The organism is Streptomyces cavernae, from assembly GCF_004023625.1.
In the GTDB taxonomy this organism is placed as follows: domain Bacteria; phylum Actinomycetota; class Actinomycetes; order Streptomycetales; family Streptomycetaceae; genus Streptomyces; species Streptomyces cavernae.
Window position 1 is genome coordinate 188,328 of the sequence record NZ_RPDJ01000028.1, and the last position, 11,418, is coordinate 199,745.

Below are 11,418 nucleotides of genomic sequence, written 5' to 3' on the forward strand. Positions count from 1 at the left end.
AACGCCATCCAGCCGCATCGGGTCGCTGCCGACCCTCTCGAACGGCACGAGACGCTCGGGCCGTTCGACCAGGACGTGCATGCAGCACGGTCGACGCGACGTCCCCCTCGGCCACCGAACCCTCCCGGATGTCGCCGGTGACGGCCGCCAGCGCGGCCGACCGGGGTCAGCCTAGCATCAATCGAAAATTCATGGCTAAAGTCCTGGGAACATCCATGGTTAATTACTGATAGGGTGGAGGCATGCAGAAGCCGACTGAGGAAGAGCTGTTCGCAGCGGTGGACGACCTGCTCGCGGGTGAACCGGATTTGCCGCCGCCAGCTGAGCGGGCCCGGCTCCGCGAGGCGGCCGGGGTCAGTCAGGCCCGCCTGGCGGAGGTGCTGAGGACCACGAAGCAGTCGGTGAAGAACTGGGAGTCGGGGCGGTCCGAGCCCCGCGCGCCGCGCCGCCAGGCGTATCTGCGACTGCTGGAGGGCTGGGCCGCCCAGTACCCGGCCGAACCGGCACCGGTGCCGGAGACCTTCACCGGGCCTACGGCCTCTCCGGACACGCCGGCTGTCTCTGCGGACCAGGCCAGCGCCCCTGTAACCACGACGCCCCCTGAAGCCAACTCGCGACCTCTGCTGTCTACTTCCGCTCCGTCCCGTCCGGCCAACTCCCCCCGCCCCGCGTCGACGTCGCGTCGCCCGGCGAAGCCGAGGGCAGCCGCGCCGGCGGCTGACCCGCGCTTCCCGAACGGGCCACTGGCGGTCTTGGACGGCGACGGCACCGCGTACTGCCTGGGCGGCGTGCTGCTGGACTGCCCGGCGTCGACCATCCCGCAGCTGGTGGACTGGGTGTTGAAGGAGTCCGGGATCGGTGCCGCACGGCTGCACCGGCACGGCAAGGACTCCGACCCGCTGATCGTGCTCACCGAGTCGGCCGCAGCGCGGTTCGGCCTGCCCGCGCACCTGGAAGACCGCCGGGGCCTGCGCCTTGCGGAGGACCACCCGGTCGTCAAGCAAGTTGCCAAGGCCAAATGGAAGTTGACACAACGCGGCTTCGGCCCATGGCCGCGGATCTACCGTCCGGCACAGAAAGGCCAGCGGCAGTGCGTGCAGCTGGCGATCCTGCCCTGGGACGCACTGGACACCCGTGCGTGGGGCGACGCTGCGACCCTGCACCCCGCTGACCTCGCCCGCGTCCTCGGGGTGTTCGCCACGCGCGTGCTCACCCCACGAGGCTCCACCGCGGTGACCGGACTGGAGCTGATGACCGCACTGCGGCCGCCGACCCGCCCGGTCAGGGACGAGGCGAGCGGCGAGTGGGTCTCCGGCCCGAACCCGGGCGCGCTCACCCGGCCGATGGACCCGGCCCCGCCGGAGGCCCCGCCCGAGCACCCGGTGGCCCAGGGCTGGGAACGCGGTTTCCTCGACGAGGAGGCCTACCAGTGGGTGCGCGACCCGAACCTGCTGTCGGACGAGGAATGCCTTCTGCCGTGGGCGGTCGGCATCGACATCAACACCGCCTTCCTCGCGGCCGCCGCCCGCCTCACGGTCGGACTGTCGGAGCCCGTGCACGTCACCGCGCCGGCCTTCGACAAGAAGATCCCCGGCGTGTGGCGGGTGGACCTCTCCCACATTGAGCTCGACCCGCGCCTGCCCAGCCCGTTCACCTCCAACGGACAACGCCCCGAGGGCCCGGGCTGGTACGCGACACCGACCCTGGCGTACGCCGAAGAACTCGGCCACGAGATCCGCCCGATCGAGGCATACGTGCGCGAGGAGACGGGCGCGTACCTCGACCCGTGGCACGACCGGCTCAAGGACGCCTACCTCACCACCACGGCCGAGATGGGCATTCCCGTCGACAAGGACGCCGACCCGGCGGTGTTCCTGGAGGCGATGGCACTGCACAAGACGTGCGCGGCAGCCGACGAGGACGACGTCGAAGGCCTGCGTGCGGTACTGCGCGAGCTGGCCGGCCCCCGCGGGGACGCGGCGCGCCTGGCCGCTGCCGACCACACGGAGTTGGCCGCCCTGGTGAGCCGGCACCGGCAGGGCGCCATGGTCCTGTCGGCCGTCAAGGCGACGGTCAAGGGGGGCATCGGCAAGCTCCGCGAGCGCCCTCAGGGCCGGCACTACAAGGACGGGGAGCGCTGGCCCGCACTCGAACGCCCCACCTGGAACGCGCTCATCCGGGCCCTGGTCATCGCCAAGGCGCGGGTCAACATGCACCGCAAGATGGCCAAGCTCGCCGCCCTGATCGGCTTGTACCCCCTGGCGGTGCTCTCGGACTGCGTCGTCTACGCCAGCTCAGGTCCGTCCCCGCTGGACTTCCTGCCGCGCAACGGCGACGGCACCCCGGTGTACGGCACGTTCCGGATCGGCGCGAACCCGGGATTCTGCAAGCTGGAGGGCGTTCAGGAGATGGCCTGGGCGGTCGACCTGATTGAGCAGGGCTACAACCCCGCACGCCACATCAAGGGCGGCGGTCACGACGCCGTCATGGACGAGGGCGAGTAAGGCCGTGGCCGACCTCGAGACTGGCGCGTCGCGGCTCGAAGCCGAGGCCGAACTGGAGCGGGCGCTGGACCGGATGGAGGCGCGTATGGAGGCTCTGCAGCTCGCCATCCGAACGCGCCGCGACTCCGCACACGCCGAACTGTGGCGGCACGACCTGCGTGAGACACGCGAGACCTGGTTCCGGCTCGTTGACCCCGATGGCCAGGACCCGACCCCCGAAGGGAGCTGAGCACCACGTGGAGATCCATGACGCGATTGAGCGGGCCGAGCAGGAGACCTTCACCCAGGAGCCGCCCAAGACCCTCAAGGGCCAGATCGGCTACCTGATCCGGCAGTTGGGCAGCGCGAAGGCCGTCGCGGCCGAGATCGGCGTCACCGCCGACTCCGTGAACCGATACCGACGCGGGGCGCGGAAGCACCCGCCGAAGGACATCGCTGCGAAGATCGACAACGCCATTCGGCAGCGGTGGCAGCCCGGCGTCCGCAAGCGCCGCCGCAGGCACGCCGCCGCCACCGGCGGGATCACGGTGGAGACGAGGGCCCGGTTCGGCTACACCGCGCCGGTCGGCACCACCGACGACGGCCGCTTCCGCCGCCTGACCGTCCACCTCCCCGCGTCGTACGCGCAGCGCCTGTTCGACGCCCGCGACACGGGAGCGAGCGACCAGCAGATGCGTGAAATCATCGCCGAAGGATTTAAAGACATCTATTTCCAGGACGGCGGAAGCCGCGCTATGGGACTCTCAGATGTCGCCCTCAACGACATTGACTACATCGACTTCGACCTGAAATAGGGAAAGCATGGCCTCCACCGAATTCCCGGCCATTGACCGGGACAAGAGCCCTTTACTCGCCGCGGACGAGGACGCCGAACTCATCGCCGACGCGTTGCGCAACAGCCCGCACATCATCGCCGTGGACACCGAACCCGGTGACACGATCCGCTTCACCGTCACGGAGGGCATGTCGTACAGGATCAGGATGAGCAGCGCCCCGCCGCTCACCGACGCCCCCATGACGGAGCCGATTCCGACGGAGGCCGCTGCTGCGGCGATCCTCAACCACCCCGCGTTCGTGGTCGCGCTCCCCGACGACGACATTCCCGTCCACCCGCGCCTCCCCGCACCCCTGCCCGATCCGCTGCCGGTCCAGGGCATCACCGTCCAGACTCGGGAAGGCTTCTCCTACTACCTGGCCGTGGAGCTCGACCTCACCAGGCGCTGCGGACAGGAGCTGTCGGCCCCGGCCGCCGACGTCGCGTACGCCGCCGACCGGGTCCTTGCCGGCGACCCGAGCGACTCCGACCGCGCCGTAGCCGGACTCCTCAACTACGTCGCCGCCACCTGGGACCGCCAGGACGTGCCGCTGCGAGAGCACGCCCAGGCCGTCGCCCGCTCTCTGATCCGGTAAGGGGGGACGGCATGCTCGCCACGGTCGCCGCGCCGGCCGGTTTCGGTATCGCGGAGCTCCAGGTCGACGTCGACGACGCGGAGCACGAGCGGCGTCACGCCGTCGGCTTGGGAGTCGCCACCGGGTACGGCTTCGGCGGCCTCGATGTATTGATGGCGCTCCCACATGGCCTTCCCGTCCCGCTCTCGGTCCTCACAGATCACCAACGGGCCTACGTTCGTCAGGCCCCAGCAGGGATTTGCACTGTCACCTGTGACCAGGTCCTCCGGCACGTCACGCAGCCGTGCCGGGTGCTGCTGGCCACAGTTCGGGCCGAGAGCGCCTCCCAGCTGGCGCTGGATGCGGTGGAGAAGTTCACGACGTTCTGCGAACGCCGGGTGATCATCAACCGGGCCCCAAGCCTGCATTTCCCCGAGAAGTTCCTGGAGTTCGGCTTCTACGGCATCGGCGTCTGTCTCCAGCACCCTGACGGGACGCTGGAGACATTGGTGGAGCCGCGGCGGCGCGTGAGGAGGCATACGCCTGCCGCCTGGTGGTTCGCTGAAACCGCCTACGGTCGGTTCCTCACTGATCGGTCCTCACCGCATGCCCCCACGCTGTCGCCTGCTTCCTGACCCACCAACCGTGGGCCAGCCCCGCCCTGGGCCGTCTGACCGCTCTCAATGGCTCGGGTCCCCAGCATGTCAACTGCCGGGGATCCGAGCCCTCAGTGTCCCCCTCATGCCCAGCACCACCATGACCTCGGGAGGAAACCCGTGCCGTTGACCGCGCCCACCGACACCAGGGCCACCCGGCCGCACTTCGTGTCCTGGCGGGATGTGCCGACCGGAATCTACGCGACCGCCACCCAGCTCAAGACCATGGATCTGCCGCGTCAGCCGGGCCCGCCTGCGGCCACCGTCGACGGCCTGGACGGCATCGGCCGGAACACCACGATCACTCTGTACTGGGTCGACCAGTCGGTGCCGACCGCGTCCACGGCCGCCCAACTGGCTGCCATCCGGGCCCGGTCGGAGAACTCGGTGCGGCTCCGGGTGTGCGCGGACTGTGGCGCCCGACCCGACCGCGCTCCGATCGCGACGGACTCGTACGGTGCGCTGTGCCCGACCTGCTGGCACATCCGCGGCCTGCGCCGCCGCCAGGAGGAAGCCGCCGTCGACCGCGCGGCCGCCGTCCAAACCGCCCGCGATCTGCTGCGCCCCAGCAGCCGGTCGCTGGGCGTGCTGCACGTCGACTACACCGAGCGCGGCCACACCCCCTCGGGTATCCGCCGCAGCCCGGCCGCAGCCCGGGTCACGGTGCTGGGCGCGAACGGCGAAGTCCTGGCCGACCCGCTGCTGCGCCTGGTCTCCGCCCGAGCCAAAGGCATCCCTGATGGCAGCCTTGACGGCGCGGGCGACCCCGGTCCGGGAGCCGAAATGCTCGCGGCCACCCTGTCCACTCTCACCGTGCTGGTCTGGCAGCGCCGCGACCTTGAGGGCCTGGCCGCCGGACTGCACTTGCAGGGCGCCGCCTGGATCCTGCCGTCCCACGAGCACGTCCATGAGATGGCCTGGCTCACCACTGCGTGGCGCTGCGAGGTCACCCCGGACGGCGAGCGGCCCATGCCCGTCGCACCCGGCCGTGCAGACCGGATGCTCTACCTCCTGCGCCAGATCGCCGACACCGAACAGGCGCCGGCCATGCCGATCGGAGCGGCCTCATGAAGACCGACGTCCGTCCCGTACAACTCGCCGACATCGAGCGCCGCGCCCGCGCGGCCATCGCCGAACGCCTCGGGCACTCCGGCTCCGTCACCGTCATGCACGATAGCGACAACGACACCGCGGCAGTCCTCACCGTCGACTCCGGCGGCAACGGCCAGGCGTGCACACTGGCGTTGAGCATCACGGCCGGGTACGCGTGGGACTACCTACCCAGCCCCGACCTGCCCGCCGTCCGATACCGGATCCGGCCCGGCGACGCAGTTGTCGACGGTCTCGTATTTCCCCATCCGGAACTCCTCGTAATTGGCCATGGGGACGGCGGAGTCGGCGTCGTCGTGGCCGTGGGGAGGACGGGGGCGCGTCGTCGTTCCCCACGGCGCCAGGGTTCCCGGGCCGCCCGATAACCCGCCGGTCGTTCGGGCTGGTCAGGACTGTCCAGGGTGGCCGTAGGCCAGCGCGGAGTGCCGCCGAAGGCGCCCTTGACCGGCCGGGCCAGCCCCCACACTCAGCAGTCGGGCGGCCCGTCACCGGCCGCAACCAGCCTGGGGAATTACGCGGTGCTGAAGGTGCTGTTGATGGGGAATTGCGCGACCGCTCACAGCAGTCGACTCCGAGCTGTTCCGCCGCGCTCTCAGCCAGTTCCGCAGCCACGCACAGACCACCTTCGAACGCGACCTGTCCGCGAGCGTGATGCCGGTGCTGCGCGAACTGGTCCCGCCCGGGCGCAACTACCTCACCCAGCTGGAGCTCTTCGCGTATCAGCACGAAGTGCGCCTGGAGCGGCTGTACGACCGGTTCGGCACGAGCAGCGAGCACGCGGAAAGCGACCGGTACGCCCTGGTGCGTCAGCCGGAGGGGCTGATCGTGCTCGAGCAGCTGACCGCTGCCCGCGACGACGTCTTCGCCGCGTTCGACGGCGAGATCGGGGACCACTACCTCACCGACCTCGCCAAGGCCTGGGGAGTACGCGTATGAGCGCTGGTGAACGCTTGAATAACTCGCTGTCCAGGGGCAGTACGGTCTGGAGAGCGTCGGGCTCTCCCCGCGCCGGGACCACCGGTGCGCCTACCGCTGGGGGAGTCAGAGCCCAAACGGCAAGGAGTCTGACCGCCCTCCCGGGGCGAGGAAGCGGGCACCCATGTTGTCCATCGGGCTGAAGTAGACCATTGCCGTGAACCAGGCGCCGGCCTTACGCGGGTGCTTCAACTGCAGCAAGTTCGCATAGGCGTACACCAGGCAGTGAGCCGGCCGGTTATCGATGGGGCCATACGGCAGGACGTCGCGGAAGGGGTAGGGGAGCGACTGCTGCAGGACGCAGACCCCGGCGGCAGCCCAGGCCAACGCAGCGTCCAGGTCACCACGGACGAGTTCGTCTTCGCTCTCCACGTCATTGGGGTCGAACTCCTCGTCCTGGTCAGCCAGGTCGGCAAGCTCGTAGGCGATTGCGGTGTAAGCGTCGAGATCACGCGGATGCAGTCGACGGCCGCCGATCGTCACGCACGCCTTCTCGTAGGCGGCGTCATACGCCTCGTCGGTCTCCTCGTCCGGAGACCACACCCGTTCCATCTCCCATTCCGGACGAGGGGGCAGCTTCGCGATCTGCCGCTCCAGCCGGGACAGGCCGCCTGGCTCGTCTGCGTACTCGGCGTAGTGCGCCGCCGAGTCGAACATGTGGAGCTCGGGATCCTGCATCCAGGCCAGCAGCGGTCGGTCCAGCTTCTCCAACGCCTCCGACGCAAGACCTGTCGGCGTCAGCCAGGGCATCACACCTTCCAGGGCCGCCTTCAGCTCCTTCGGCTCCAGGCCCACACTCATCGCCATGGACGCCAGTATCTGCCACCGGTTCTCTCGCAACCGGGTTCTTGCGGAAACTGCCACCCTGAAGTGCGACGGGCTACGCAGGGCACGCGAGACACCGCCTCGGCCGCAAACAGCTCAGGGGCACCGCTGGGCCGCTGCCGGCTCTACTGCCGCGTCGGACGCCGGCGCCTGTCGATGCTTGGGGACGCGGCAGTCAGGCCGGTCGCAGACCTCCCCGTCGCCCTTGACGGCTCGGCAGCGCGCGGCGTGTTCGGTGCATCGGTCATCGCCCTCGAGGGGCGCTGAGCGACAGATCCGTTGTGCGCCGGGGCCGGCCCATGTGCAGCGTCCGAGGTCCGCGGCCCGCTCAGGGATGTGCAGTTCGCAAGGCAGTCCCGTGGCCTTGACGGTCCTCCCGCACCAAGATTTCGGAAGCGCGTCGTAAGACAGCACGGGATCCAGAGGCTCCATGCACAGCGGTTTCGACAACCGTTCGAGCCGGTCAGCCAGTTCATGCCTGTGGCGGTCTCGGGCCAGCTGCGCCAGGGCGAGCAGGAGGTCCGGCGTTGCTTCGATGTACCAGTCCTGGTAGTCGTGACCGTTGATATAGCCGGGACATGGCCGCAGCCGAGCGGCAGCTTCGAGGATGGGCCCGGTGTTCTCGGTGATCTTGTCCTCTGAGCCCGTGGTACTGGACTCCTTCGCGCAGTCGACCGGGTCGCTGTCGTAGGCGACGTCCACACGGTGCACCCTGATATGGGCAGCGTCTCGGACGATGTCGAACCGGCGCAGTTCGGTCGTCTCGTAATCGGTCACGTCCGGGGTGTCGTGCAGTGTGCAGTGCTGGGCGAGCCAACGGTCGACGTCAACCGCCTCGCCGCCCCCGATGGAGCCGTACGCCTGGACGTAGCCAGCGGAGCCGAGTTGGAATTCATGAAGACCGAGTACCTGTCCGGACTCGACCGGGTTCTGGCAGCGGCCGCCCTTCCTCGTGCGTGCGACGCACTGCAGAGCGTGGGCGTCGCCGCTGGGGTTGATCCACAGGCGACCGCGCAGCACGACGAGCTGACACCTCGGACTCATGATTCCGCTCCGTCCGGTTCCAGGCGCGTGCAGATGTGCGCGGACGGGCAAGCGGGGCACCCCCGTACCGTCGCGAGTTCGGCGACGGCCGCGAAGAGATCACGGGCCCGGCCGACGGAACCGACACCCTCGTGCTCAGCAAACTCCTCGGGGGTCGCCTCGGTACCCCGGGACATGTGACTTCTGACGAAGGCCAGCGCCGCGAACTCGTCAGCGGGCAGGTCACCTGGCTGAGCTGGGATGCAGGTCTTCGGGACGAGCTTGTCCTCCGGACTTCCGTGGAAGATCCACGGATCCCCAGGACGCTGCGGACGCTGGGTGACGATCCGAACCAGTGGGACATCGCCGGCCTCGTCTACCAGCAAGGCGCCAATGGAATGGAGCTGGTGGAAACTGCTCCGCAGGTCGCCGGTTGTGTCAGCTCCCAACGCACTCGCGACTTCGTGGAGAGGAACGAGGGTCACCTTCTCCCCTCCGAGACAGAAAGGGAGCGAGCCCGTATCCAGAGCCATGTCGAGCGCTACGGCCTGCTTGGGCACCGCACCGGCGTATTGCGGTCGCAAGCGCGCGAGACGCTGCATGAGATCGATCGCGTCGTCGGACAAGCGAGGATCGTCGGCGGCTGCCTCCGAGGTGAAGTCCGGGCCGATCGACAGCCACTCGTCATAGCCCGGAGGCTGTAGCTGCTGCAGGGTGTACGCCCCGCTTCTCCGACGTCCCGGCTTCCCGGGCTTCTTCCTGCCCATCGGATCTCCCTCCTCGGCACGAAGGCAGTCAACTCGGGCATCGCGCGCGTCTGCTTCGGTGACCTGAAGAACGCACCGGAGCAGCGATTGAATCGGTACGGCCCTCCGGTTCCCGCTATTGGCCTATCCGCTCTTGCTGCTCTTGGTTCGCCTACTCGCGGTGCTGGCAGGGCCAGCGCCGCAGCATTGGATGGGCCAAGAGGCACGCAGACGGGTGATGCTTGGGTGGCCTGGTCCGGCCGCCGGTTGTTCTGGAGAACCAGAACAACCCGGTTCACCTGGTGCTACCGGCAGCCGGTTCCGCGGTCGGCGCTGGGGCACGTCCTGCCCCTGGTGTGTTCTGCTGCTCCAGAACAAGCCGGTTTACCTAGTGCTACCGGCTTGATCGTGAGAGGGCACGAAGAAGGCGCCGCACAGAGAGTGCGGCGCCTTGTGGTCTTCACGGGCCAGGAGCCAACTAGAGGGCCCGGGAGGGCCCTCGGCGGATTCTGGTGGGGTGTTAGCCGGTAGCTGCGAGGTTGGCCATCTGAGCGGCGTACCGGGCCCTTCGCTGCTCTGTGAAGCGCTCGGGCTCGGCGGCCTTGATCTCCGGGATCGGCATGACGGGGGAGGAGACCTTGCCACCGGTCAGGAGCGGGTGGAGCTGGTACAGGCCGTCTTCCAGACTCCAGGCGAGCCCGCACTGGCGGAGCTCCTTGAAGCCGCGGTTCACGGTCGGCTTGCTGGCGCCCAGCTCGGTGCACATCTCGTTCTGGCTGATCTCGGCTGTGCCGGTGTCCGGGTCGCTGAGGTACAGCAGTTGATCGAGGACGCGGCGGCCGGCGGTGGAGACGTCGACCAGGGCCAGGAGCCGCATGACCTCGCGAGGGATCACGACGGGCGCCTCGCTCGGAGGGCCAGGGACGTAAGAGCTGCTCACGGAGCCTCACCACTTCCGATCAGGTCGACGCTGTAACGAGGATATGCCGTGCGAGGTCATGCGCTCGCCGCCTTCCGCGGTGACCGCTTCGGCCGCAGGGTGACGACCTTCTCCTTGCGGCGGGCGGCCTCAGCGGCCTTCTTCTCCTCTGCCCGTGCCTTTCGCCACTCAGTGGGGTAGTCGGCATGCGGGATGATGCAGACGGGGCCCTTGGCGTCGTTCCAGAGCTTCTGCCACTTCTCCTGCTCGCCGGAGGTGCCGGCCACCGTCAGCCACGGGTTCAGCTGGAGGACCCCGGGCTTGGCGTTCCGCATCCAGCCGATGTGGTTGAAGAACTGGCTCGCCTCGTTGACGGAGGCCGCCGACAGGTTGCAACGGGCTTGGAGGTCACGCTGGTTGGTCCGCACAAAGCCGCGGGCCACCGTGCGGATCTGGTCGTCGGCGCGGTTGGCGTTCTGCAGTGCCACGGACTTGCACCAGACCTGGAACCAGCTGCCGGGCATCTTGATGCTGCCGAGCACGTCCATCAGGAGCCGGGCGTCCAGCACGTAACCGCTGCACTCTGCACTCGCGGCGAACTCGCGGCCCTTGATCTTCTCTACACCAAGGATCAAGCCGCCCTTGCCGTCCGACCGCGCGACCACGCGCTCGCCGGGGCGGACGATCGGCAGCTGGTCCATCAGCACAGTCCTCCAGAGATGATCAACGTTTCGCGGAGCACGGTAGCACTGGGTAAACCGGTTTGTTCTGGAGGGGCAGAACAAACCGTGGCTCAGCGTCACCTGACGGAGCGTCAAATTTGACGGATGTTTGTTCTGAGAATCCAGAACACCAGGGGCACCTCTGTTCTGAATATCTAGAACAAGCGGTTTCATATCTCCGCAGGTCAGGGCACGTTCCAACACGGAACGCTCTTAGGTGTCACTAGAGCTCACGCCGCACACGGGTTCCCACCGACACGCCGCGCTGCGCGCGGCACAAGCAACTGGCAGCGACGGGCGTGTCGCCGTCGACAACCACCGGATCGAGGGAGGCCGGCCACCTGAGGCTGAGCTCGCTTCGCGTGCGGCGCCGCGCCCCAGCGCGGGTCGTGGACAGCAGCAGCGGCTCTGAGTCTCGGGTGGTACCGGCCGTGACGCTCAAAAGCAAGGAAGCGTGGCCAATGCCGGTGGATGGTTCCGCCGTCCGGCCCTGGGGGCCGTTCGGCTCCGGTGCCTCCGTTCGCTGTATTCCGGCTTTCTGAATTCGGG

The 11,418-nt window shown here is 68.6% G+C and carries 13 protein-coding genes; 8 read left to right on the top strand and 5 right to left on the bottom strand.

Annotation, left to right across the window (positions count from 1 at the left end; translation table 11 throughout):
• Positions 1-242: 242 nt before the first annotated feature.
• From tap to EF387_RS33615, 8 genes are all read left to right on the top strand, one after another.
• Positions 243-2,504, top strand: coding sequence for a telomere-associated protein Tap (gene tap, locus EF387_RS33575; protein WP_238431846.1), 2,262 nt, complete (start codon positions 243-245; stop codon positions 2,502-2,504).
• A 4-nt stretch (positions 2,505-2,508) separates the two neighbouring features.
• Positions 2,509-2,733, top strand: a complete 225-nt coding sequence (locus EF387_RS33585) for a hypothetical protein (RefSeq protein ID WP_128380438.1) — start codon at positions 2,509-2,511, stop codon at positions 2,731-2,733.
• 7 nt (positions 2,734-2,740) lie between these two features.
• Positions 2,741-3,298 carry a telomere-protecting terminal protein Tpg gene (gene tpg / locus EF387_RS33590; RefSeq protein ID WP_238431847.1) on the top strand — a complete coding sequence of 186 codons (558 nt, stop codon included), beginning with the start codon at positions 2,741-2,743 and terminating at the stop codon, positions 3,296-3,298.
• Positions 3,299-3,305: 7 nt separating this feature from the next.
• Positions 3,306-3,914 carry a hypothetical protein gene (locus tag EF387_RS33595; protein WP_128380440.1) on the top strand — a complete coding sequence of 203 codons (609 nt, stop codon included), beginning with the start codon at positions 3,306-3,308 and terminating at the stop codon, positions 3,912-3,914.
• Positions 3,915-3,925: 11 nt separating this feature from the next.
• Entirely contained in the window at positions 3,926-4,528 is a 603-nt protein-coding gene (locus tag EF387_RS33600; protein ID WP_128380441.1) for a hypothetical protein, read from the top strand.
• Between the two features lie 147 nt (positions 4,529-4,675).
• Positions 4,676-5,620 (top strand): hypothetical protein, encoded by a 945-nt coding sequence (locus EF387_RS33605; protein ID WP_128380442.1) that lies wholly within the window; start codon positions 4,676-4,678, stop codon positions 5,618-5,620.
• Complete coding sequence (locus EF387_RS33610) at positions 5,617-6,024, top strand: hypothetical protein (protein WP_128380443.1); 408 nt, start codon at positions 5,617-5,619, stop codon at positions 6,022-6,024. Before EF387_RS33605 ends, EF387_RS33610 begins: the two co-directional genes overlap by 4 nt.
• Positions 6,025-6,316: 292 nt before the next feature.
• Entirely contained in the window at positions 6,317-6,595 is a 279-nt protein-coding gene (locus tag EF387_RS33615) for a hypothetical protein (protein ID WP_128380444.1), read from the top strand.
• Positions 6,596-6,700: 105 nt separating this feature from the next.
• On the opposite strand, the gene EF387_RS33620 is transcribed toward EF387_RS33615, so the two are convergent.
• From EF387_RS33620 to EF387_RS33640, 5 genes are all read right to left on the bottom strand, one after another.
• Positions 6,701-7,441, bottom strand: coding sequence for a hypothetical protein (locus EF387_RS33620; protein ID WP_128380445.1), 741 nt, complete (start codon positions 7,439-7,441; stop codon positions 6,701-6,703).
• Positions 7,442-7,555: 114 nt separating this feature from the next.
• Positions 7,556-8,503 carry a hypothetical protein gene (locus EF387_RS33625; protein ID WP_128380446.1) on the bottom strand — a complete coding sequence of 316 codons (948 nt, stop codon included), beginning with the start codon at positions 8,501-8,503 and terminating at the stop codon, positions 7,556-7,558.
• The gene (locus tag EF387_RS47600; protein ID WP_202918445.1) at positions 8,500-9,249 is read right to left on the bottom strand and encodes a hypothetical protein; all 750 of its coding nucleotides are present in this window, start codon (positions 9,247-9,249) and stop codon (positions 8,500-8,502) included. The genes EF387_RS33625 and EF387_RS47600 overlap by 4 nt, the downstream gene beginning before the upstream one ends.
• A gap of 499 nt (positions 9,250-9,748) precedes the next feature.
• Entirely contained in the window at positions 9,749-10,123 is a 375-nt protein-coding gene (locus tag EF387_RS33635; RefSeq protein WP_238431848.1) for a helix-turn-helix domain-containing protein, read from the bottom strand.
• A gap of 101 nt (positions 10,124-10,224) precedes the next feature.
• Positions 10,225-10,848, bottom strand: coding sequence for a hypothetical protein (locus tag EF387_RS33640; protein ID WP_128380448.1), 624 nt, complete (start codon positions 10,846-10,848; stop codon positions 10,225-10,227).
• Between the last annotated feature and the right edge of the window lie 570 nt (positions 10,849-11,418).